Raw genomic sequence first — 24,320 nt, 5'->3', positions numbered from 1 at the left:
GCATGGCATGGCCGGATTCCGGACTTACCAACTCTTCGGCCTATGGTTGCTGACCCCGTGCGTGCTGATACTTTTACGGACGCTCATAAAAGCACCGATATCTTTCGTCTCGACCACCGGACTAACCTGCGTCAAGGCATGAACCAGCAAACACAGGATTCCAGCTCGTCCAATACCTGGATGTGGGTGGGTAAGCTTGCCCCGCCGCAGACGCAGCTTGAGGCGGTACCGCGCCACGCCTTACTGGCGAGACTCCAGCACCACGCGCCCAAGCCTCTTACATTGGTGATATCCGCCCCGGGCTTCGGCAAGACGACATTGCTCGCGCAATTGCGATTGGCGCTGCTTCAGCGTGAAGACGGCACTCCGGTAGCCTGGTTGTCACTGGATGAGGCGGACGCGGAGGCGAGCCGCTTTCTTGCCTATTTCCTTCTCGCGCTGGAAGACGCCGGACTGGACCTGGGGGGATTGTCTCCCCTGGCGCATTCGCAGACCCTTGATGCGCGTCCGCAGCGAACCGTGGCTACATTGTTGCAGGCGCTTGCGCGCGATGGCCGCCGGTTTTCGTTGATGCTCGATGACTACCATCGAGCGGCGTGCGACGCGGTCGATGAAATTGTCCTGACGCTGCTGGAGCGAGGCAGTCAGTGGCTCCATCTGGTTGTTGCGAGCCGGACCCGACCTTCGTGGCCCTTGGCAACGCTCAAGGCTCGCGGACTGGTGCACGAAGTTGAGGCCGGTGATCTTGTGTTGTCGCTTTCCGAAGCCTCCCAGATTCTCGGCCCGGAACTGGGGCAGTCTGCGCTTGCTACAGTTCATTCGAAGACCGAGGGCTGGGCGGTCGCCGTGCAGCTGGCTCGCCTGTGGCTTGCGCGCGGGAGCGGCTCGGCATTTGGACTCCCGTCCTTTTCTGGACGAGTCGCGGAGGTGGCCGAATATCTGGCCGAGCAGCTTCTGGACAACATGCCTGAGGACTGTCGAGAATTTCTGCTGGAGACTTCGCTGCTGGAGCGTTTCAACGCGGAGCTGGCCGATGTCACCAGGGCCCGGAATGACAGTGCCGCGATCCTCTCGCGGCTGACACAGTTCGAGGCCCTGCTTGTTCCACTGGACGCCGATCACAGTTGGTTTCGCTATCATCTTCTGCTGTCTGACTTTCTACGCCCAAGACTGGACGGACAACGGGCCGCAGAGATTCATCGGGCCGCGGCTGGCTGGCTGGCAGTGCAAGGCGACTGGGTCATGGCGGTCTCACATGCCCTGCGCGCCAACGACACCGAGCTTGGTGTGAGGCTTGTCCGCGCGGCGGGAGGATGGGAGCTGGTACTGCGCAAGGGCATTCTTTACACACAGGGCCTCCTTCAGCAGTTCGACGACCTTACCCGGCGCAGCGAGCCAGAGCTGGTTCTCATGCAGTCCTATCTGCACGCCAAGCTGGGCAACGAAGCGCTTGCGTTTGAGCTGTTGCGGCTCTCAGAAGTTGCGGTGAAGGGCGATGCGCGCCTCGAGCGTGATTTCGCAGTTATTCGTGCTCTGGTGCACACATACTTCGATCACTTTGACGACCTCGCCGACTGGCTAGGTACCGGGGCAGCAACGAGCAAGGACCTGCCCAACGATCCGCTCGCCCAAGGCACGCTGTTATGCGTCGACGCGGTCGGCGCGCTAGCGCAAGGGCGAATGGGTGACGCCATGCAGGCAGCAAGGGGCGCTCGTGCGCGGATGCATCTGGTTGCAAGCCCACTTGGAGAAAACTACTGTCTCATGCATGAGGCTTTGGCTCTTGCCATGAGCGGGCAGGTGACAGAGTCGAGAAAACTGATTGACGAGGCACTAGCGCTGGCGGAAACGAATTTCGGCACGGACAGTTCGCTGAAGGCCCTGGTTGGCTGTTTCAAAGCCCAGCATCTCTACTGGCAAGGGCTGCGGAGCGAGACGCAACACTGGATACGAGGCGCCCAGGACTCGCTCGAGCACACTGATGGCTGGCTAGACGTGTTTGCCGCCGTCGCTGAAATTTCCTGGCGTACCGGGCTGCGGCAACACGGCCTGCAGCACGCGCTTGCAGTGCTGGATCATACGTCCCAGCTCGCTCGCGACCGGCACTTGCCGCGGCTCGGACATCTGGTTCAGGCGTGGCGCGTCGATCTGCTGTCGCAATGCGGCCTTATTTCTCAGGCGCAGCGGGAGGCGCAGGCGGCAAACCTCGACACCTCCGCCCAATCGACAGCTGGACCCGGAACGGACTGGCGCAACCGTGAGGCCAGTGCGCTGGCGCTTGCGCGAGTGCAACTGGCAACAGGGGCTGCCGCAGCGGCGCTCTCGCGCCTCGAACGCGGGGCGGACACGTTGGAACGAGCCGGTCTCCATCTGCCAGCATTGCGTTTGCGTCTGATGGTCCTAGTCGCAAAACGCAGGGCAACGAATGGCGAAATCAGTCAGTCGGAAGTCAGCGAAATCCTTGCGCCCCTGTTACAGCATGGTTTGCCGGGCCTTCTGCTGGAGGTCGGTCCCGCCATACTACCGGTCGTGCAACGGCCAGAAGGTGGGCTGCCTCCAACCGTGTCTGCCGTCATTACGCAACTTCGTGGATGGCAGGCTCACCCGGTCCGCCCACGAGCCCAGTTCAGTGTCAAGGAAACGCGGGTGCTGACATTGCTGGCAAGCGGTCAATCCAACAAGGCCATTGCGCGTGCGCTCGACGTTTCCGAGAATACGGTGAAGTTCCACCTCAAGCAGATCTTCCAGAAGCTGGGCGTTGACAACCGCGCAGCGGCGATCAGTGCTGCATTGCAGCATGGGATCCTCTCCCCAGAGCCCTGAGCATAGGGCTTGTCCTCATCAACCTACCCATCCGGGTAGCCATTGCAACCTTTGCGGCTACGCCTACCCGTCGCCAGCGTTGAGTTCCGGTTGATGGTTTCATAAAGTGCAACTCAAGGACGGTTGGTATCGCATCGCAGTTGCGACCGAAAGCAATTCGCGACCTCGTTACGAACGAATAGTCGGCCGCAAACAGCGATACCACAATGAACAAGTCAGCCCTTCACAGGGGCGTCCTTACCGACATAGGCCGGGCAAGCAGGGTCGCCTCGTGGTCGACGATTGCAGGCGGCTGAGACGTTGCAAGGGGAGAGGGTGATGAGCGTTGGGTTGGAGGGAGATCTGGCAGCGCGCGCGATGTTGGCGATGGCTGCCGCACAGGCAAAGGCGTCGTCGCTGGACGACATCCCGGGTGAGCTGGCCAGTACATTCCGGCAATGCGTCGGTTACCGCCTTTTCACCGTGTCGGTCTTCGAAAACACTCCGGACCTCGTTGCGCAGCGTATCTGGAGCAGTCACCCGGGTGTGTATCCGGTTGGCGGCACCAAAGGCAGGCTGTGCGACGAGTGGGTACAACAGGTCCTCGGACGCCAGGAGGCATTCTTATGCCGCGACGAGGCAGACGTTCGTCGTGTGATACCTGACTATGAAACGATTTTTGGGCTCGGCTGTGGTTCGCTCCTAAACTTGCCGGTATGCCATTACGGTACGGTGATCGGCACGGTTAACGTCCTTCACGAAGCGCACTGGTTCACACCGAAGCGCGTGCAGGACAGCACGATGTTGTGTGCACTTGCCTATGCGCCGGTGTTGCTTGGTACTTCGCAGCCGGTCGGGTGAGAAGAGCGGGGGTGTCGCGAAGGCGTGACGCCAATGAAATACAGCTCGCGGCTAGAGAAGTCTGGGCTGCCGGTGACGGGCTAGTTCGTAGGAGAACGAAATGAACGTTCGCGATAACTCACTGCGCTGGTTGGTCGAAAAGTGGCTTGGACCGGCCTCTGCAGTACGAGTAACACGGTTCAGCCGGACGCGTGCCGATCGGACACGGTATGTCGGCGTCAAGGTATCCCGTCTGAACGACGCGCTGGCAGTTTTCTTTTTCCGACATGACGACGGCACGTGGTGTGTTTTTCCGGCGGATGTAACGCGCCCGGCTATGGGTGGGAACGTCCGCGAGCCACTGGCAGCGCACTGAGCGCGACCCGGCGATCATGCAGCCGGAACGCAATTCGACGAATTATCAACTCACGGGCAACCGGAAGGACCCGTGATGCAAGGAGACGTGTTGTGACAATAACTGGAAAGACCGTACGCGTGGCAACCGACGTTGGTGGAACGTTTACCGATCTTGTCTACTTCGAGTTCGATCCCGAAAGTGGCAGGCAGACTATACGAACCGCAAAATCGGATACGACGCCGCCCAATTTCGAACAGGGTATCTTGAATGTGCTGCGCAAGGCGGAGGTCCGCCTCGAAGACGTCAGCTTTCTGGCACACGGCACGACCGTCGTTATCAACGCGCTGACCGAGCGACGGGGCGTCAAAACCGGACTTATCACAAGCACCGGATTTCGAGATGTGCTCGAAATTGCGCGCGCAAACCGTCCGGACTTCTTTAACCTGCAGTGGGTCAAGCCGGGACCGTTTGTGCCTCGCCAGTTGCGCCGCGAAATCGCCGGGCGCATGCACTTTGACGGACAGGAACGTGAACCGCTGGACACCAAGAATCTTAAGCAGATTCTCGATGATTTCCGGCGCGAGGGCGTTGAGGCGGTAGCGATCTGCCTGTTGCATGCGTACGCCAATCCTGCCCACGAACAGGCGCTTCTCTCTGAGGTAAAGCGTCTCTGGCCGGAAGTCTCGGCTGTCGCGTCGCATCAGATTACACGCGAATGGCGCGAATATGAACGTTCGAGCACGACTGTGTTGTCTGCCTACGTTCAGCCAATTGCCTCGCGCTATCTGGATAGCCTCGAGCAGGGGCTGCGCCAGAGTGGCTACACCGCGCCCCTGTATGTGATGCAATCGAACTGCGGCGTTGATACCGTTTCGCATGCCCGTGACATTCCAATCACGATGGTCGAGTCCGGACCAGCCAGCGGTTTCTGGGGCGCGGCCGAGCTTGGTCGCCTGATCGGGGAACCGAACGTGCTGGCACTGGACATCGGTGGCACCACAGCTAAGTGTTCACTGATCCAGAACGGCCAGGTGGCCATCAAGACGGACTACTGGGTTGAGCGCGACCGCGTCAGCGCGGGCTATCCCATCATGGTGCCCGTGGTGGACCTTGTCGAGATCGGCAACGGGGGGGGCTCAATTGCCTGGATCGACGAATTCAGCAAGCTGCACGTGGGCCCTCAGTCGGCGGGTGCCTTGCCAGGACCTGCTGCGTATGGTCATGGCGGGACGAACGTAACCACCACCGACGCCAATCTGATACTGGGTCGCATCAACAAGGACTACTTCTGCGGTGGAGAGCTTGTCGCGGACATGAATGCTGTCGAGACGGCACTGGATCCGCTTGCCGCACGGCTGAACATGTCGCGCGAGGAAATCGCACGCGGGATCATCCGAATCGCCAACGACAACATGGTCAATGCGCTGAAGCTGGTCTCATTGAGCCGCGGCCACGATCCGCGTGATTTTACGCTCGTCGCATTCGGTGGAGGGGGCGCGATGCACGCTGTCGCGCTTGGGCAGGAGCTGGGCGCGAAGAAGGTGGTCATTCCGCGTGGAGCGTCGGTGTTCTCTGCATGGGGCATGACGATGTCGGACCTGCGGCGCGACATGTTCGTCAACCGGTTCTTTGAAGTGAATCGCGATGATGCCATCGCCGAAGCGCAGTCACTGCTCGACGAGTTGTCGGTCGCGGCGCTTGCACAGTTCACGAAGGAAGACATCGCGCCTGAGCGCGTAAAGCTCACGGTCCTGTGCAAGCTGCGGTACCAGAACCAGGAGCATGCGGTCGAGGTGCCACTGCGTGCGGGCGAACAGCTTGCCGCACACTGGGCGGCGATTGCCGACCGCTTTCACGCGACATACGAGCAGCAGTACACCTACCGTCTTGACGCGCCGCTTGAAATTGTCGGTTTCCACATCGTCTCGGTCGCGGAAATCGGCAAGTTGGACCTCGACGAGGTGCCCGTGACGGGCGCTGCAGTGGAGTCGGCCGTGAAAGGGCATCGCCTGGTCGATTATGCCCTGGAGGGTATTCACGAAGCGGTCATCTATGACAATGCGAAGCTCGAACCCGGTATGACCATCGACGGCCCGGCTGTTATTGAAGACTCTGGTACGACGATCGTGGTCCACCCGAAGAACGGTGTCAGCGTCGATCGCCTCGGCAACATTCATATCACCATCTGAGGACGACGGAGAACCGCAAATGAGTCAGATCGACATCTTTACACTCGAGATAATCCAGAATTCCCTGCAGGCCATTGCCGACGAGATGTTCGCTGCGATGCGCAAGACGGCAATGAGCCCGATCATCTACGAGGTGCTTGACATGGGCACGGGCATCACTGACGCGCACGGCGAAATTGCCAGCTCCGGCGCCGGAATTCCCGCTTTCGTCGGAGTGCTGGACAAGGCAGTCAAGCAAATCCTGGTGCACCATTCGCAGCCGGGGGAGATCGAGCCGGGCGACGTTTTTATTACCAACGATCCGCACAGCGGCGGGGTCACCCATTTGAACGATGTGGTGCTCGCAATGCCGGTGTTTGTGGACGGACATCTCATCGCGTGGACCGCCAATATCGCCCACTGGAATGACGTGGGCGGCATGGTTCCCGGATCCCTTTCCACCGATGCAAAAGACATCTTCCAGGAAGGGTTGCGGCTCGCCTCCGTCAAGCTGATTTCGAAAGGCAAGCCGATCCGTTCAGTCATGCAGATCCTGCAGGCAAACACCCGCATGCCCGACTTCATGGAAGGTGACCTGTGGGCGGGAATCGCAGCGGTGCGAAGTGGCGCAGGCCGCATCATTGAACTGGCGAACAAGTACGGAATCGGACTGTTTCTCCAGGCCGTGGACGATTTCATGGACCTTGGTGAGAAGGTGTCGCTCAAGGCTCTCGCTGATGCGCCGCGCGGGCGGTCAACGATGGAGGAGCCTCAAGACGACGGGCAGGTATTCAAGGTCACCGTGGAAATCACGGATACCGGCATGGTAGTCGATTTGCGCGATAACCCGGACCAGGCGGACGGGCCGACCAACCTGAGCCGCGACGGGACGGTGGTCGCGGCCCAGATGGCATTCAAGGCCGTAACCGCGCCCCAGGCCGCAACCAACGGCGGAACTTTTCGCCCGCTGAAGGTGCTTACCCGCCCGGGCACACTGTTCGATGCGCGCACTCCTGCAGCCGAAGGCTTTTACTTCGAAAACCTGATCCGGGTCTACGACCTGATCCTGCAGTGTCTCGCATCGCACCTGCCGGGCAGGTTGCCGGCCGGTAACTTCGCATCGGTCTGTGCAACCATCATCGGCGGTCTGCATCCGGATACGGGCCGGTCATTCACCCTCGTCGAGCCAGAAATTGGTGGCTGGGGGGGCGAACGAGGTCGCGACGGGAACAGTGCGATGTACTCGGGGCTGCATGGCGAAACCTACAACTGTCCGGTCGAAGTCTGCGAGGCCCGATATGGTCTATATGTCGACAGGATGGAGCTGAACGACGAGGCGGGTGGACACGGTCAATATCGGGGCGGGCGCGGCATCCGTCTCGACTACCGTGTCCGATCGGATGGCACCTTCCTGACTTGCGGCTACACACGCTCGAAGATCCCGCCTTGGGGACTGGAGGGCGGAGCCGACGGCTCCCCGAACTATGTCGAGGTGGTCCGCACAGACGGGCGCAGTGAGCGCCACTCAATGGTCAGCGGACTGATCCTGAAGAAAGGCGATGTCGTCCGCGTGCGGACGGGCTCGGGCGGCGGCTACGGCAATCCCGCTGAGCGCGCGCGCGAAGCGGTCATCGACGACGTGAAGAACGGCTATGTGAGTGCTGAGGTTGCCGAAAAAATCTACGGCGTCAAGGTGTAAGGCAGCCGCGTTGTTATAGAGATGAGTTCACGGGATTGACGATCATGTTTGCAGATAGCGTGTACATAGGGCGCCGCCAGGCGCTGCGAGAAAAGCTGCGCTCGGGAGTGGCCCTGCTCCTGGGCAATGTTGACTCGCCGATCAACTTTGCCCACAACGTTCATCCGTTCCGGCAGGACTCCACGTTCTCGTATTTTTTCGGACTGAGCCGTCCCGGACTGGCCGCGATCATCGACGTTGATAGGGGCGAAGACGTCGTGTTCGGCGATGACCCGGGTCTCGACGACGAAATCTGGCTCGGCGAGTCGACGACGCTTGCTAACCAGTGCGCGGCTGTGGGGTGTTCGCTGGTCAAACCGTACGGCCGGCTACAGGAGGTCATCGGCGAAGCCATACGGCGCGAGCGGGACGTGCACTTTCTGCCGCCCTATCGTGCGGAGACGACGCTCGACTTGTCGCGGCTTCTCGGTCATCAAACCGGCGATATTGGGACGCGCGCTTCGCCCGATCTCATCCGTGCAGTCGTCGGCCTGCGCGAAATCAAATCCGAAATGGAGATCGCTGAAATCGAAAGCGCGCTCTCGATCGCCGACGAAATGCATCGCACGGCGATGCGCTTGACGAGACCGGGTGTGCTGGAACGAGAAGTTGCCGCCGGAATGCGTCAGGTGCTCGGTCGGCACGGCGTACATGAGGCGTATCGGCCCGTGTTTACGAAGCGGGGAGAGATACTTCACAACTTTAACTACAACCTCCGTCTGGAGCGGGGTGATCTCGTAGTGAACGACTCTGGTGCCGTGAGCGCGCTCGGTTACGCGAGCGATATCACCCGGACGCTGCCCGTGGGCGGCCAGTTCGACCTGCGGCAGCGCGAGCTCTACGAACTGCTGCTGCAGGTTCAGACCGCCGCCATCGAGGCTATCCGCCCGGGGATGCCGTTCGTCGACGTACACCGGCTGGCGGCGTTGCGGATGGTCGAGGGCATGACAGCCTTGGGCTTCTTCAGGGGAAATCCGCTCGAGGTGGTCTCCTCTGGAGCCTATGCGATCTGCTTCCCGCATGGTCTTGGCCACCAGCTCGGGCTCGATGTTCATGACATGGAGTCCTTTGGCGAAGACCAGGTCGGTTATGACGAACAGTTTCACCGAAGCCCGCTCTTTGGAATGAGCAGCCTGCGGATGGCCCGGTGTCTGAAGCCAGGCATGGTACTGACCGTCGAACCGGGGATCTATTTCATCCCGGCGTTGATTCGACGCTGGAGTGCGGAACGCCGGCACGGGCAGTTCATCGACTATGACCGGTTCAACAAATACCTCGATTTTGGTGGAATGCGAGTTGAAGATGAGGTCCTGGTGACCGCGGGCGGGTCTCGTGTGATGGGTCCGGGCACGCCCAAAACGGTCGCAGAAGTGGAAGGCCTCTTGGCCGTCTAGTGAAGGCATCTGCCGGTTCTGTCGAGAATCAGCAATCGGCCGAATGGGGAGCAGGGAGGACATTCAGGTCTGAGGAATTTCAACCTGAATGAACTAGAAACGTGTAGTAATACTAACTATGTATTGTAGGAGACATTGCTGTGACACTTCGCTGTCTTTCTGGAATATTGACCAGTCTGTCCGCTCTCGCATTGGTATCGGCGCCTTTACAGGCCAGCGCCGACGAGTTCATCGGTTTCGGTCAGGCCGGTGTGCCGGGAGGGTGGGCGCTTGAGGCGTTCCCGGTCTTCCAGCATACCTCGCCGAACTCAAATACCATCTATTCGTCGTTCAACCCGGCCTACTTCACGGAAACCGGTTTTACCGGAACGCACCGTGACCAGTTCGAATTCTGGCTGAACGGCTCGGTTGGCTATTCGAACACGCACGGCGCGCCAGGCGGGAGCGGCTTCGGAGGCGCGTATCCTAATCTCGGTATCGAGTATTACTACAACGTGCTGGTACCCGACCAGCCGCCAGGATCGCCGGGTTACAAGACGTTCTGGACCAGCCCGACATTTACCATCGCGTTTCCCAACGGCAGTAGCAAGACCGCGGGCTTTGGCGCGGGTGCCAACCAGTACTCGTTTGGTTTTAACGTCAATAACTATCTGCAGATTGGCCGGTGGGGTATCACTTTCAACCCGATCGAGCTGAACTATGCCACTCGCAACCTGAATGAGACCGCCATCGCTGATGGCCAGATGGTGAAGTTCAAGGGCGGGCTGAGCGCTACCTTCATGGATGTGGCAGGGGGTTATCAGGTGCGTGACGACCTGTTCCTGGGTCTGCACCACGCGTACAGCATCTACAGCTGGAAGGGGTCCGATTTTCCGGAAATGCGCGAAGGCAAGATTGGCCCGAGCTTTACGTATTTCGGATTCGCGAAATACGGGCTGTATGTCTCGGGCAACGTTAACTTCGACTACTACACGTCTTCGAACCTGAAGAAGTCGGTGTCGGTGACTATGGCCATCGTGAAGAACCTGTGACGGTCCTGCGTTGATCTCGACCGAGCCAGCAGCCGCAACACGGCTGCCGTCCATCTCCAACCTTTATCGAAGGTAGAACATGAACCATCATTTTAACGGCGAACCCACCGATGCTCCCGTCACCGTGCGCTGGTTGAATCCTGTCGGCTATGCCGCGTGGGACACCCCGATCGGACAGTTGCTGCACTCTATCAAGCAACCGTCGACGACCGTGGAGGTCGTGTCATTCGACATGACCCCGACGCCGACGCACCTCGAATACCGGACCTATGAAGCATTGATTCACGAAAGAACGGTTGCCGTCTCGCGGGACAGCGCCGTAAAGGGTATCGACGCCCTGGTGGTCGGCTGCTTCTATGACCCGGCGCTTGAAGGTGCGCGGGAGATCTCCGGGCAGACGGTTGTTGTCGGTCCCTGCCAGGCGAGCGTGCAGATCGCGGTGAATCTCGCAAACCGTTTTTCCGTGATCGTTGGACGCGAGAAGTGGATTGAGCAGATGACCGATCGCATTCGAGGGTATGGACTGCTCGATCGCCTCGCGTCGATGCCGTCGCTGGGAATGGGCGTGAACGACTTCCAGGCGCACCCGGAAGTCACGCGCCAGCGGATTATCGAGGAAGCCAGGCGTGCGGTCGACGAGGATCATGCGGAGGCACTGATCCTCGGGTGCACGATCGAATTTGGTTTCTTCGAAGCAGTGCAACAAGCCGTTGGCGTGCCGGTCATCGACCCGGTCGTTGCTGCGTTCAAGATGGCCGAATCGCTTGCGAAGCTCAAGAAGCAGTTCGGATGGGCACCAAGCCGTGTCTGGAGTTGTGAACCGCCACCCGAGTCGGAACTTAGCGACTTCGGGCTCTTTCAAGGGCCCGCACCCATCGCCAACGCGGTGATGTTCTGACCACGAGCCAAATCGCGCGTGCGGGCACGCAGGTTTCCGACGCAATTTTCACGGAAAAGGAATTGCCATGAACAATCTTTCACAAGACGCGGGAGCGCCGCTCAAGTCGTCTTATGCCCCAGGTCTCTCGCCTGAACCTTCTACAGCTGGCGGACGCGGTCCCGCGGACGCATTGATTCCCGTTGGTCAGGTTTTCGAGGCGCTTCCGTTAACGTTCGAGCACCTGAAGAGCTGTCTCGCACTGTTTTTCGTCTTTGTAATCGAGGCGTGGGAGATGATGATCATCGTCTATACATCGCCCCTCATCTCAAAAGACTTCAACCTCGGACCGGTTGCGGTCGGTAACCTGATCGGGGCGATCTTTGTCGGTATGGGGATAGGCTCGATTGTCTGGGGTCCTATCTCGGACAGGATAGGACGAAAGAAGTCCATCATCTATAGCCTGGTGCTATACGGCGTCGTGTCCGTGGCCAGCGTCTTCTCTCCGGATTACTCGACGCTGTACGCGCTGCGTCTGCTGTCCGGTGTCGTGGCTGCCGGCATGCTGGTCGTGACGTTTCCATATTTTACGGAACTGCTGCCTGTGCGTTCACGCGGCCCGTTCACGGTGTACCTGGCCGCTGGTTGGCCGATCGGCATGCTGCTCGCGCTGGGCGCTACGGTCTGGATGATGTCGATGGGCTGGCGCTGGGTGATCGGGATGAGTTCGCTCGCCGCGCTGTGGGCGCTTGTCGTGGCATATCTGGTGCCCGAATCCCCGTACTGGCTGGCAGGGAAGGGCCGCCAGGAGCAGGCACGTGCAGTGATCCTTCGGCTCAGCCGCGGTGCGACGGTTATTTCGCCACAGCGACAGTTGCACGTCGAAGAGGTGAAACGTGGTGTCTGGAGTGACCTCCTTTCGGGCCGTGTCCTGGCCGTCACGTTATTGCAGATCGCGATCAATTTCACGTTTGCGTGGGGCTACTGGGGCCTGCAGTCGTGGTTGCCTACCTTGCTACAGCAGCGAGGTTTGAGTTTGCCGCAAAGCTACAGCTTCATTGCGATCTCGGCACTCTGCATGATTCCGGGCTATATGAGCGCGTCATACCTGACCGGAAAGTTCGGGCGCAAGAAGGTCATGATCGCGTATGTGGCTTTGTCGGCGATCGCCGGGTATGCGTTCGCCAACACACAAACGATGACGGCCCTCTATGCCAGCAATTTCGCGCTCGCATTCTTCAGCCTGGGCGCGTGGGGCGTGTGGGACACGTGGGTAGCCGAACTGTACTCGACTCGGCTGCGTACGGTCGGCTACAGCTGGGCCGTGCTGGCGCAGCGACTCGCGAACATCGCGGCTCCCACCTTCATCGGGTTGCTGGTAGCACAAGGGTCATCTTTCAATACGACCACGACGATTATCAACCTGTTCATGATTGCCACCGTCCTGATGGCATTGTTCCTGCCCGAGACAGAGGGGAAGGATCTCGCGTAGTGCAGGAAGCAGTCTCATGTACTGGGACTGACTGGCTGGCAGTGTTCCGACCAAAAACGGTTGGAGCACTACCTTAACCTGGCTGGCCTCGATCGATCGTATCGATAGGTCGACGGACTGTCGAACCGGGAGCGCCACAGTTCGGCCGGCTCGAAATGCGTGGGCGGACGGACTGGCTGGGCGCATGCAAAGAAGATACAAAGTGGATCAAGAACTGTTGAAAAGCACGACCGTAGGCGTCAAGATCGATGGCGCGCTCAGGATGCGCATGAGGACGGCAGCGGAACGCATACAACGTACGCCGCACTGGCTGATGAAACAGGCCATTTTCTCGTATCTGGAGAAAATCGAGGATGGCCAGTTTCCCGCTGAACTGCCCGGTGTGCAAGACCCGGCTGATATGGCTGACGGCACCACGCTGAAGCAATCGGACGACGGTGCATCGCACCCGTTCCTCGAATTCGCGCAGAACGTGCAACCGCAGTCGGTGCTGCGCGCGGCGATCACGGCCGCGTATCGCCGTCCGGAGCCGGAGTGCATGCCGTTTCTGCTCGGTCAGGCGCGCGTGCCGGCCAACCTCGCGGGTGACGTACAGGCGATGGCCAGCAAGCTGGTCGAGACGCTGCGCACCAAGAGCAAGGGAGGTGGCGTCGAAGGGCTGATTCACGAATTCTCGCTGTCGAGCCAGGAAGGCGTGGCGCTGATGTGCCTCGCCGAAGCGCTGTTGCGCATTCCCGATCGCGCCACGCGCGACGCGCTGATTCGCGACAAGATCAGCAAGGGCGACTGGAAATCGCACGTCGGTCAGGCACCGTCGCTGTTCGTCAACGCCGCGACCTGGGGCTTGATGATCACCGGCAAGCTGGTGACGACCAATAGCGAAACGGGTTTGTCGTCGGCGCTCACGCGTCTGATCGGCAAGGGCGGCGAGCCGTTGATTCGCAAGGGCGTCGATATGGCGATGCGCCTGATGGGCGAGCAGTTCGTCACGGGCGAGAACATTTCGGAAGCGCTGGCTAACAGCCGCAAATACGAAGCGCGCGGCTTCCGCTATTCGTACGACATGCTCGGCGAAGCGGCCACCACCGAAGCCGACGCACAGCGCTACTACGCGTCGTACGAACAGGCAATCCACGCGATTGGCAAGGCTGCGGGCGGCCGTGGCATTTACGAAGGCCCGGGCATTTCGATCAAGCTGTCCGCGCTGCACGCGCGTTATTCGCGCTCGCAGCAGGAACGCACGATGAGCGAGTTGCTGCCGCGCGTGCGCTCACTGGCGATCCTCGCGCGCCGCTACGACATCGGCCTGAACATCGACGCCGAAGAAGCCGATCGCCTCGAAATCTCGCTCGATCTGCTCGAAGCGCTGTGCTTCGATCCGGAGCTGGCCGGCTGGAACGGCATTGGTTTCGTGGTGCAGGCGTATCAGAAGCGCTGCCCGTTCGTGATCGACTACATCATCGATCTGGCGCGCCGCAGCCGTCATCGCATCATGGTTCGCCTCGTGAAGGGCGCGTACTGGGATACCGAGATCAAGCGTGCCCAGGTGGACGGCCTCGAAGGCTATCCGGTCTATACGCGCAAGATCTACACGGACGTGTCGTACCTCGCCTGCGCGAAGAAGCTGCTCGGCGCGCCGGACGCGGTCTATCCGCAGTTCGCCACGCATAACGCGCATACGCTTTCGGCGATCTATTACCTCGCGGGCAACAATTACTATCCCGGCCAGTACGAGTTCCAGTGTCTGCACGGCATGGGAGAGCCGCTCTACAAAGAAGTCACGGGCCGCGACAAGCTGAATCGTCCGTGCCGCGTGTACGCGCCGGTCGGCACGCACGAAACGCTGCTGGCGTATCTCGTGCGCCGTCTGCTGGAAAACGGCGCGAACACGTCGTTCGTGAACCGCATTGCCGATGAAACCGTCGCGATTCCAGACCTCGTAGCCGATCCGGTCGACGAAGCGTCGAAGATCGTGCCGCTCGGTGCACCGCACGCGAAAATTCCGCTGCCGCGCAATCTGTACGGCGCCGAGCGTCTCAATTCGATGGGCCTCGATCTGTCGAACGAGCATCGTCTGGCGTCGCTGTCGTCGGCGCTGCTCGCGAGCGCGCATCATCCGTGGCGCGCCGCGCCGATGCTCGAAGACAACGAGATCGCCGTCGGCGTCGCGCGTGACGTGCGCAACCCGGCCGATCAGCGTGACCTGGTTGGAACGGTGGTCGAAGCGACTTCGGACCATGTGAGCGCCGCGCTCGCGCACGCCGTTGCCGCTGGGCCGATCTGGCAGGCCACGCCGGTCGAAGCGCGCGCCGATTGCCTCGCGCGTGCCGCCGATCTGCTCGAAGCGCAAATGCACACGTTGATGGGCCTCGTGGTGCGTGAAGCCGGCAAGTCGCTGGCGAACGCCGTGGCGGAGATTCGCGAAGCGATCGACTTCCTGCGCTATTACTCCACGCAGATCCGTAACGAATTCTCTAACGACACGCATCGTCCGCTCGGTCCGGTGGTATGTATCAGCCCGTGGAATTTCCCGCTGGCGATTTTCATGGGCCAGGTCGCGGCCGCGCTCGCCGCCGGCAACACCGTGCTCGCGAAGCCGGCTGAACAAACGCCGTTGATCGCCGCGCAAGCCGTGCGTATTCTGCGGGAAGCCGGCGTGCCGGCCGGTGCGGTGCAACTGCTGCCGGGCGACGGCGAAACGGTTGGCGCCGCGCTGGTGGCCGATCCGCGCACCCGAGCGGTGATGTTCACCGGTTCGACCGAAGTCGCGCGCCTGATCAACAAGACGCTCTCGAATCGTCTCGATCCGGAAGGCAAACCGATTCCGCTGATCGCCGAAACCGGCGGCCAGAATGCAATGATTGTCGATTCGTCAGCACTCGCCGAACAGGTGGTGGCGGACGTGCTGCAGTCATCTTTCGACTCCGCCGGTCAACGGTGTTCGGCGTTGCGCGTTCTTTGTCTGCAAGACGATGTCGCCGATCGCACGCTCGAGATGCTGACAGGCGCGATGCGCGAACTGGCGGTGGGCAATCCGGATCGCCTCTCGATCGACGTCGGCCCGGTGATCGACCTCGACGCAAAGCGCGGTATCGACGCACACGTCGCGGCGATGCGCGAGAAAGGCCGCAAGGTCGAGCAATTGCCGATGCCGGAAGGCTGCGCACAAGGCACCTTCGTTCCGCCGACGCTGATCGAACTCGACAGCATCGACGAACTGAAGCGCGAAGTGTTCGGCCCGGTGCTGCACGTGGTGCGTTACCGTCGCAGCCAACTGGACAAGCTGCTCGAACAGATTCGCACCACGGGTTACGGCCTGACGCTCGGCATCCACACGCGGATCGATGAGACCATCGCCCACGTGATCAGCCGCGCACATGTCGGCAACATCTACGTGAACCGCAACGTGATCGGCGCGGTGGTGGGTGTTCAACCGTTCGGTGGCGAGGGTCTGTCGGGCACGGGTCCGAAAGCGGGTGGCGCGCTGTATCTGCAACGTCTGTTGGCGACGCGCCCGGCAGGGTTGCCGAAGTCGCTGGCGCAGGCGTTGGTGGCCGATGGGCCGTCCGACGGCACCGGGCAACACGGCCACAAAAACCAAAGCGTTGATCAGCTGGCCACCGCATTGCGCGACTGGCTGATCGCCGAGTCTGAACCGGCGCTGGTGGCTCGTTTCGATGGTTACCTCTCGTTAGGGCTCGCCGGCACGATGGCGGTGCTCCCGGGACCGACCGGCGAGCGCAACACCTACACGTTGGGTGCGCGCGGCACGGTGTTGTGTGTCGCCTCGACTGCGACCGGTGCGCGCGTGCAGCTCGCGGCGGCGCTGGCCACCGGCAACCACGCGCTGTTCGAAGGCGCGGCCGGCGAGCAACTGGTATCGCGGCTGCCTGCCGCGTTGAAGTCGTACGCAAGCGCGAAGAAGAGTGCCGATACGCAGTTCGATGCGGTGCTGTTTGAAGGCGATAGTGACGAACTGCTCGCGCTGGTCAAGGAAGTCGCGAAACGTCCGGGGCCGATCGTCTCGGTTCAGGGCGTCGCGGCACGCGCGCTGGAAAGCGGCGACGAGGACTACGCAATCGAACGTCTGTTGACCGAACGTTCGGTCAGTGTGAACACGGCGGCAGCCGGCGGTAATGCGAATTTGATGACAATCGGCTGAGCGCGATTTCGGTTGAACCGGCATTCACGGCGATTCCCGATGTCGAGCAAATGTGCCGGCAACCCGCAGTTAGTAGGTGAAGATCGGCTCTGATTTTTTGGGGGCGTTTCAAAGCGGCGACAGCAGAAAATGAAAATCAACCAACTGGAGGATGAATAATGGGTATTCGAGCGTTTAAAGGATGCGTGGGAGTGCTGGTTCTGGCGGCGACGTTTTGCGCTCACGCACAAGGTGGAGGTGAGCCGATTTCACCCGAACAGGCTTCGGACATTGTCGCTCGGCAGGCTAAAGACAAACAGCTTGCCGCCGACGTTCTTACGGCTGTTACTGGCGCTGGCGTTGATGGTTCAAAAGTTAAGGTGCGTGCCTACAAGGGTGTCGTCACGCTCCACGGCTCCGTGCCCGACGCCAATCAGGTGCAGACGGCTGGCACAACAGCGGCAACTGTGTCCGGGGTCACGGCGGTGAAAAACAAGTTGCGTGTTCGCAAATAACCATCGGGAGATCGGGGCCGTCATGGCCGCGCTTCCGATCCCTTGATGACCATGAAGGTGACACGCTCCGCGTGCACCAGCAACGAAGAATTTGCGGGAGTTGCAGACTCTCAAAGGGAGGAGTGGGAACGGAGTCGCAGGGGGCGGGCAGGTGGACTTGCCCCTGCATGACCGGACATGCGGTCACGCTTAGGTTGGTGAATTTGCTCGCTGGCGAAACTCGCGTGGTGAGCGGTATTTCAGGGCGCTGTGCGGATGCGACTCGTTGTAGTGGTCAAACGCGATGACCAGGTTCTGCAACGCCGTTCTCGCGTCCGGCTTGGGCATCCACGAGACGTAGTCTCTCTTCATCGTTTTGACGAAGCTCTCGGCCATCCCGTTGCTCTGCGGACTTCGGACCGGCGTCGTGATGGGTTTCAGGCCCACTTTTTTCGAGAACGTCAGCGTCTCCTCGGCAATGTAGCAGGAACCGTTGTCGCTGAGCCATTCGATTTCGTTGTCGGCCTTCAGCGCACTATCGAAACGGTTTTCTACAGCCTGAAGCATGACATCACGCACCATGTCTCCGGTATAGCCTCCAGTGGTCGCAACCCAGCTCATGGCCTCCCGGTCGCAGCAGTCCAGTGCAAAGATGACGCGCAGCGGTGAGCCGTCATCACAACGGAATTCGAAGCCGTCCGAGCACCAGCGCGCATTGCTCCGGTCCACCGCGACCCTGCCGTCGTGCCGGCGCGTGGATTGGGGATGTGGAGGGCGGCGCTCGAGCAGCAGGCCGTGGGTATGCATGACCCGATAAACCCGTTTTGCATTAACGCGAGGCTGCCCCTGTGCGTCCCGGTTTCGCCGTAGCAGGGCCCAGGCGCGCCGGTAGCCGTAAGTAGGCAAATCAGCAACCAGCCCCTGCAGCTCCGCAACGAGCGGCATGTCGTCACGGGCGGTCGTCTTGCGCTTGTCGACCCATTCAGCGTCGCGCTTTGATTTCACTGCGAGATTAGAGCGCGACACACCTAGGACTTCACAGACCGTCTTCATCGGTCGTCCCCCGGCAGCAATGGTGAGCGCGCAATCAATTTTTTTGTCCGGCCGTACTCCACTGCTTCGCGGAGGATTTCCACTTCCATCGTCTTCTTGCCCAGCAGTCGCTGGAGTTCACGAATCTGCTTCATCGCTTCGGCCAGGTCGGATGCCGGTACCACCTGCTCGCCGGCACTGACTGCTGACAGGCTTCCGTCCTGATAGAGCTTGCGCCAGGCGAACACCTGGTTTGCATTCACCTGATGACGACGGGCAACTCCGGATACGGTTGCGCCGGGCTCGAAGGTCTCGCGCACTATCGCAAGCTTCTCCTCGACAGAGCGCCGGCGGCGCTGTTCGGGCTGGGTCAAAACTTCAATGGGTTCCACGTTAGAGCTGGGCTTAAACATAGGCGTAAGACTACCTCAAAGTTTAAGCGTTACCTCGTGTCCGGTTTTCGCCGGGGCCGGCCCAACGACCTCGTACGCATTGCCCCTGCCGTAAAGGGAACAGGAAACTCAACTGGCGGCTTTGCAGTGTACGAAGTTGCGCAGCGCCCTGGATTGCCTTGGAACGCCAGCTTTTGCGCATTCTCAGTGCGCGTTCCACGCGGGCTCGCGGATCTCGCGCGCGCTGGGATGTTGGAGATCGGGAGCGGGACGCCGCCTGAAATGGAAGAGGGATGGAAAAGTCCTGACGCCCGGTCCTAGGGGTAGACCGGCCACACCAGCGACTCAATCAGCGAACCAGCGAGTGCCCGCTACATATGGCCGATGGAGGATCGCGCTCTTTTAGTACGAAACCCGAAATGTTGGGGAGTCTTCCGGGCGATTCCTGCGCCGGTCATAAATCCGTGTCGTGGCGATGTTGGCGTGACCGAGCCATTCCTGGACCCTGGCGATATCCGCTTCGTGCTCCAGTGCATTGGTCGCGGCCGTGGCCCGCAGACTGTGCACACCGAAACCCTGCACGTTGATGTGCACGGCTGCCGCGTACGCGAGCACGATCTTGTAGACGCCATCGGCCGTCAGGCCTGCGTGCGTCTTTCTGCGCGCCGGCTGGAAGAGGGGAGCGTCGGGTGAGTGGCCATGTTCTACGGCCTCAAGGTAAGCGTGGATGCGCCCGGCGCTGCCTGCATGCAACGGCAGATAGCGCAATTTGTTGCCTTTGCCGTGGATACGTAGATGGAGTACGCCGCGCCGGGCGTGGATATCTCGAACCGTGAGCTTGCATAACTCTTCCCGGCGCAGGCCGTGATACAGCAGCACCGACAGCAACGCGCGGTCGCGTTTGCCTTTGAGTGTTGTTGGATCTGGCGCATCCAGCAGCGCACGCGCCTGATGATCGCCAAGTGCCGGCGTCTTGCCTTCATAGCTGTCGACCCTGGGACGCTTTGCCCCTCTCACGGGATTGAAGTCGACGGCGTTCTTTTCACACAGGTATTCGAACAGCGACGACAGCGCGGCGAGCTTGCGCCGGATCGTTGCGCCGGACAATGCACGCTCCTCGAGCACTTTTCGCCAGGCGAGCACATGCGCGCGCGTGACGATGCGGAATTCGTCCGCCTGCCGGATCCCGGCGAAGCCCATGAAGTCCTGCAGGTCAGTCTGGTACGCCCGTCGCGTGCGCGGATTATCGAGATTGGCAAACCATTCGGCTTCGGCCGGCACCGCGGCAAGCTGGTGAAATTCCGCAGCCGTCAGCGGCCGGTCCAGCCGTTCGGCGATCGCACGACCGGTATCGGGGCGTGACGGCATGAGAGACCTTCCTTGGTAGTCCTGACTTACAGGATGCGCAGGTTGCGGATCCGGCCGATCCTGGGTGAGCGCTCGCAGATCAGTCCGGCGATGTATTCGGGCAACAGCGCGCGCGGGATATTGGCCGGCACATCGCTGACCGTCTGGGCTGGCACCTGGACGATGAAGTCGTCCGGCGCGCTCGCCAGACTGTGCTCATAACTTACGCGGTAGTCCACTTTGTTTTCTCGCCCTGTCGACAGACTCACTTGATCGCGCGCCACGCTAGGTACAGACCGCCCAGCGCAATGCCGGTCGTCCAGACGAACTGCCAGTTGCGCCGGTAGAACCCCACAAGCCGACGCGCGATGCGGGCCGTCCAGTGGTATTCGGTGTAAAAATGGGGCATGAATACGATGGAACTCTCCGGATCGTTTTCATACACCTCGGTCTTGCCGTCCCCCTCATACCATCGCCGGACACGTTCAAACATGCTGCCCCCGGACCCTGCGTCCACTTGGAAAGGACCGACAATACTATTGATAACATATTTTATCAATAGTAACCGCACCGAATAAAGCGCGGTGGACCGGTTCCGAAGAACCCACCCGCCCGCGCCCGGGAAGTCACTTTTTCTTCGGCTTGCTCGAGGTTGCGCCCTTGCGCTGTGAGAGGTCCGACGCAGCGACCTCTTTCTCCCTCCTGGTGGATTTCGGACCGCGCAGGATCTCGCCCGCGTCGGATGCGGGTTTCTTGCCTGTTGCCATGGTCGCCTCTCGTTGTGCTCGTATCCCCCCAATTCAGGGCACATTAATCGTATGACAACACCGGGGAATTACAAGGGGAATAGGGCTGTCGTTTGAGAACAGGTTCTATGTCAACCGGGCAAACTCAATGGCGCTACCAATAGTTAGCGGCATTGCGACAGTTTGCAAACATGCAATATCGACTGGGTGGTACTCACTGCTTCAGGCACTTGATGTAGGCGCTCAGTTCGCGACCTGCGCGCATAAGCTGACGGATAAGCGCATCGTAGCGGTCGCCCAGCTCATTAACGAGGCGCAGTTCTTCGGGGGAAGCAGGCGGAGGCATGCGGCAGAGTTCACCCAAAAGCCGCTGCCGTGCTGCTAGTGCATCCTGAAGCTTCGCATATGCCGGTTCGAGCACAAAGTCGCTTCGTTCCTTGCCCATGTCGTCGGCCAACTCTGAGGCGTGGCCCAGCACGAGATCGATCTCCTGTAGGACGACCGTCCACGCTCCGGCGGGATCCTGCGCATACCTTGTCCGTCGATGGCGACTGTACTCACGTAATGAGTAGGCCGTGTCGTTGCACGCGACATGTAATAAGGAAACTCGGGCGCTAAAGTCAACAAGTCTGGCTACAGCGCGGCGCGCCTTGACGGCGTCGTAGCCACCGACGCCGGTGACAACCGCGTGTTTGATGCCATCAGCGATTTTTCCGACGGCGTCGCCCCCTGCACCGACCGCGTCGATCAGATCCTTGAATAGCTTGATTTCCATCTCGGTGACCTCGTTGCTGGCCTCGTTCGGCCGCCGGTCGCGCGGCCCACCCAAGAACGATAGGACGAGGGCGGGGGCTGTCAAGGCGAGGTGAGTTGCCACGTTTGACGCTATAAGAAATTTTCCTTGGCCGCGAGTCTTGACGGCACCCTGAGAGGGTTTTCGACTCAAACGGAGTCACGTATGACCCAACGCTGTTTTTGCCACTGCCCGGTCGTAGCCGTCCGGGTAACGTTCGGACGGCAGAACTTCGACCTGTCGGGCATGGGCAGTCCGGCTATGTTGACGGAGCACGCCTATGGGTGCTCGCGTGAGGGCAACTGCGAACACCGCACGACCGAAGCGTGTCGCGTACGTCAGTCGAACGGTTGACCGCGCAGGGGGGGCCGGGCCCCTACTCGCAAAGTGGTCTGAGGGGAGAGACTGCTGCCCGGACGAGGTCGAGCGGATCAGCGTGTAACGGGCCACCCTAAGGAGAAGGGAATTTGCGCACGCTAGGCGTCTGCCAGATACGTGGCTCGAATGTCGCTCGACGACCCGAAGGGGCCCTTCCGCGTCCGCCTGAGAAGGACTGACTACGCACCTTCAGCGGACGTTCAACATGCTCGGGTCTTGATGTGACGGCGGCGAAATCAAATGACGTCTCGTTCGAATTTGCCAAAGGCGGCTAGTTCGAGCGGTTCCCACGCGAAGGCACGCCCGACCGTGACGTACTTTCCGTTCGAAACGGACGACAGAAACAAACCGTACCCTTCGCGCACAAAGTCATCAGCCAGCTGTCTCATTGGATCTGCATACGGAAACTGATGTAGGTTCCATATCACGTGTTCGCGGCAAAAATCTGTTTTGTGCAGCGCAGCCAGATGAGCGAGCAGTAGCTGATGGAAGCCAAACTCCGCACGCGCAAAAATGAGGCCGCTCTTTTTATGGTAAACAAAGTGGCCGGCCTGCCCCGAACGCACCTCGTCGAATACATACGCAAGCTGTTCCGCGTAAGCGAAATGCGCGTGCCGCCACAGGTAACGTTCTAAACCCTTCTCTATGGCAGGCTGTGGGACTGCCGTAAAATCCGACAGAAGCAGATCCGTTAGCTTAGGGGCATCACCAATCTGATATCGCATATGCCGTTCTCGTGGCGTCAGGAGATTGTCAGCAGGCAATTAACTCTACACCAGCCTTCGCTGAAAATTGATTCACATACGAATCTGCGCATTTCCTGGACGCCTGTTGTTGGCCGATCTGCGTGGCTGGTGATCGACTCTGCCCGACCCGTTGGTGGCACGCAGACTACGGACAGTTGCCCGCTAAAACCGGTAGCCGATACCAGCCAGGATCACATCCGTATCGCGGCTGTAGCGCGTCATCACGCGATTCCAGGTCAGTCGTGCCGACCAGCGCTGCGTGATGCGATACGAAGCCGACATCGACACGAGTCCGGACAGAATCCCATCGCCCGTGTCCCTGTTGTCGTCCGAATCGCCGTGGTGGATTGCTGCGTACGCACCCACACCGATACCGAGCGAAAGGTGGTCGTTGAAGAAAGCGCGCGTGAGCCAGAGTTGGGCAGTCGCGCCGTCGCGTCGCGCTGACAAACCGTTGCCTTCGTGCAGATAGCCGAGCGTCGCGTCGAGGTAATTCGTCAGGCCGCGTCGGTATTCGATCGCCTGCGCCGCCGATGTCTGCGAATCGAGGCTGTTCAGAATCGTCGCGCCGGCCATCAGAGCGATTTCATTGTTCGTGACTTTGTTCGAACGCGGCAGCGCGAAGTCGCGCGGGCCTGGCGTGTCGGGTGCGTCCAGTTGATAGCCGACGCCGAGCATGATCGCGGTGGTCGATGCGCCGTTGGCCACCTGTATGTGATTGAGTTGGAGATTGGCCGTCCACCGGTGCGATGAATACCAGCTGGCGCGTGCGCTGTAGACGACGCCCCAGCCGTGCGTATTCGAATAGCCCGCGCCTTCTTCGGCGGCCTCGGTGTCGAAGTAACGATACGGGCCGACGCCCAGCGCCACTACGAAACGCCGCTCCATCAGTGGAAGCCTGCCCCAAAGCTGGACGACGGGGCCGTCGCGGTGATGACCGGGAATATGTCCTTCGTTGATCCAGGTGATGCTGCTGGCGAAGTAACGGCCGAATCCCTCCGTGTAGTCGATCGCCCAAGCGTAGGAATGGCTATGCTCACCTTCCAACGGTCCGGTGTAAAGACCGAACTCCTGGGCCGACGCGCGGGCCGCCGCCGTGCAAAGCGCCGCAGTAGCAACGGCGAGAGTCCAGTTAATCTTCATCGTCGTATTAGCTGTCTCCGCGTTTCGGAAAGCGCTAGTGGCTGGTGGTTCCGCTCGATGCTCACGGGTATTGTGACAGGATTTCGCGGAGTACACCCTTAGAAAGACAAGCGGATGTACTAATTCATCAGGTTTCCGTGGACGACGCCTGTCAGCAGATTGAGTGGCGGTCGCGAAGCAGTTGCGCCCGGCTGAGATTGGACGATAGAGGCTGCGCTCCCGCTTATCCTCGGCCGCGGTGAACGCCTGCTTTCGGCGTTTGAGCAGTCATTCAAGGACGGCGCCCGACCGGCAGTTAGTGTTTAGGGTTGTAGGATGCCTGCCCTGATCCGTCGGCACGTCAACTCGCCCGGACGCCAGCGGGCAGGCGTCCTACAAGCCCCAAGGGAGGAAACCGCGGAGTGCTCC

General features: G+C 60.5%; 19 protein-coding genes. 11 read left to right on the top strand and 8 right to left on the bottom strand.

What is annotated here, in order from left to right; translation table 11 throughout:
- Positions 1 to 138: 138 nt before the first annotated feature.
- From KHO31_RS24820 to KHO31_RS24775, 10 genes are all read left to right on the top strand, one after another.
- Entirely contained in the window at positions 139 to 2,823 is a 2,685-nt protein-coding gene (locus KHO31_RS24820) for a LuxR C-terminal-related transcriptional regulator (RefSeq protein ID WP_201078870.1), read from the top strand.
- 318 nt (positions 2,824 to 3,141) lie between these two features.
- Positions 3,142 to 3,663, top strand: a complete 522-nt coding sequence (locus KHO31_RS24815; protein WP_201078872.1) for a GAF domain-containing protein — start codon at positions 3,142 to 3,144, stop codon at positions 3,661 to 3,663.
- 447 nt (positions 3,664 to 4,110) lie between these two features.
- Positions 4,111 to 6,189 carry a hydantoinase/oxoprolinase family protein gene (locus KHO31_RS24810; RefSeq protein ID WP_236071435.1) on the top strand — a complete coding sequence of 693 codons (2,079 nt, stop codon included), beginning with the start codon at positions 4,111 to 4,113 and terminating at the stop codon, positions 6,187 to 6,189.
- A 19-nt stretch (positions 6,190 to 6,208) separates the two neighbouring features.
- The gene (locus tag KHO31_RS24805; protein ID WP_201078874.1) at positions 6,209 to 7,867 is read left to right on the top strand and encodes a hydantoinase B/oxoprolinase family protein; all 1,659 of its coding nucleotides are present in this window, start codon (positions 6,209 to 6,211) and stop codon (positions 7,865 to 7,867) included.
- Positions 7,868 to 7,911: 44 nt separating this feature from the next.
- Positions 7,912 to 9,300, top strand: coding sequence for an aminopeptidase P family protein (locus KHO31_RS24800; RefSeq protein WP_201078876.1), 1,389 nt, complete (start codon positions 7,912 to 7,914; stop codon positions 9,298 to 9,300).
- Between the two features lie 140 nt (positions 9,301 to 9,440).
- Positions 9,441 to 10,331: a hypothetical protein gene (locus tag KHO31_RS24795; RefSeq protein WP_201078878.1), complete on the top strand. Its 891-nt coding sequence runs from the start codon at positions 9,441 to 9,443 to the stop codon at positions 10,329 to 10,331.
- Positions 10,332 to 10,410: 79 nt separating this feature from the next.
- A complete protein-coding gene (locus KHO31_RS24790) occupies positions 10,411 to 11,229 on the top strand; it encodes an aspartate/glutamate racemase family protein (protein ID WP_201078880.1) in 819 nt (272 codons plus the stop codon).
- Positions 11,230 to 11,296: 67 nt separating this feature from the next.
- Positions 11,297 to 12,700 carry an MFS transporter gene (locus KHO31_RS24785; protein ID WP_201078882.1) on the top strand — a complete coding sequence of 468 codons (1,404 nt, stop codon included), beginning with the start codon at positions 11,297 to 11,299 and terminating at the stop codon, positions 12,698 to 12,700.
- A gap of 217 nt (positions 12,701 to 12,917) precedes the next feature.
- Positions 12,918 to 16,862 (top strand): trifunctional transcriptional regulator/proline dehydrogenase/L-glutamate gamma-semialdehyde dehydrogenase, encoded by a 3,945-nt coding sequence (gene putA / locus KHO31_RS24780; RefSeq protein WP_201078921.1) that lies wholly within the window; start codon positions 12,918 to 12,920, stop codon positions 16,860 to 16,862.
- A 158-nt stretch (positions 16,863 to 17,020) separates the two neighbouring features.
- Entirely contained in the window at positions 17,021 to 17,356 is a 336-nt protein-coding gene (locus KHO31_RS24775; protein ID WP_201078884.1) for a BON domain-containing protein, read from the top strand.
- A gap of 189 nt (positions 17,357 to 17,545) precedes the next feature.
- Here the strand turns inward: KHO31_RS24775 and KHO31_RS24770 are convergent.
- The 6 genes from KHO31_RS24770 to KHO31_RS24745 form a co-directional block, all read right to left on the bottom strand.
- Positions 17,546 to 18,780, bottom strand: a protein-coding gene (locus KHO31_RS24770) for an IS3 family transposase (RefSeq protein WP_236071432.1) whose coding sequence is annotated in 2 segments (ribosomal slippage) — positions 17,546 to 18,426 and positions 18,426 to 18,780 — 1,236 coding nt in all. Because the reading frame shifts where the segments join, the coding sequence is not laid out codon by codon here.
- A gap of 381 nt (positions 18,781 to 19,161) precedes the next feature.
- Positions 19,162 to 20,127, bottom strand: coding sequence for a tyrosine-type recombinase/integrase (locus KHO31_RS24765; RefSeq protein ID WP_201078886.1), 966 nt, complete (start codon positions 20,125 to 20,127; stop codon positions 19,162 to 19,164).
- A 26-nt stretch (positions 20,128 to 20,153) separates the two neighbouring features.
- A complete protein-coding gene (locus KHO31_RS24760; RefSeq protein ID WP_201078888.1) occupies positions 20,154 to 20,345 on the bottom strand; it encodes a hypothetical protein in 192 nt (63 codons plus the stop codon).
- 26 nt (positions 20,346 to 20,371) lie between these two features.
- A complete protein-coding gene (locus KHO31_RS24755; protein WP_201078890.1) occupies positions 20,372 to 20,599 on the bottom strand; it encodes a hypothetical protein in 228 nt (75 codons plus the stop codon).
- A gap of 133 nt (positions 20,600 to 20,732) precedes the next feature.
- Complete coding sequence (locus KHO31_RS24750) at positions 20,733 to 20,873, bottom strand: hypothetical protein (protein ID WP_201078892.1); 141 nt, start codon at positions 20,871 to 20,873, stop codon at positions 20,733 to 20,735.
- A gap of 193 nt (positions 20,874 to 21,066) precedes the next feature.
- The gene (locus KHO31_RS24745; RefSeq protein ID WP_201078894.1) at positions 21,067 to 21,627 is read right to left on the bottom strand and encodes an HD domain-containing protein; all 561 of its coding nucleotides are present in this window, start codon (positions 21,625 to 21,627) and stop codon (positions 21,067 to 21,069) included.
- A 183-nt stretch (positions 21,628 to 21,810) separates the two neighbouring features.
- Here KHO31_RS24745 and KHO31_RS24740 point away from each other — a divergent pair, with 183 nt between their 5' ends.
- Positions 21,811 to 21,999, top strand: a complete 189-nt coding sequence (locus KHO31_RS24740; protein WP_201078896.1) for a hypothetical protein — start codon at positions 21,811 to 21,813, stop codon at positions 21,997 to 21,999.
- Between the two features lie 260 nt (positions 22,000 to 22,259).
- On the opposite strand, the gene KHO31_RS24735 is transcribed toward KHO31_RS24740, so the two are convergent.
- Complete coding sequence (locus KHO31_RS24735) at positions 22,260 to 22,748, bottom strand: hypothetical protein (RefSeq protein WP_201078898.1); 489 nt, start codon at positions 22,746 to 22,748, stop codon at positions 22,260 to 22,262.
- A 183-nt stretch (positions 22,749 to 22,931) separates the two neighbouring features.
- Positions 22,932 to 23,912, bottom strand: coding sequence for a hypothetical protein (locus KHO31_RS24730; RefSeq protein WP_201078899.1), 981 nt, complete (start codon positions 23,910 to 23,912; stop codon positions 22,932 to 22,934).
- Positions 23,913 to 24,320 lie beyond the last annotated feature (408 nt).

The organism is Paraburkholderia domus, from assembly GCF_905220705.1.
Lineage (GTDB): Bacteria > Pseudomonadota > Gammaproteobacteria > Burkholderiales > Burkholderiaceae > Paraburkholderia > Paraburkholderia domus.
The sequence above is the reverse complement of the archived record's forward strand: the minus strand, read 5'-3'. Positions and strand labels throughout refer to the sequence as shown.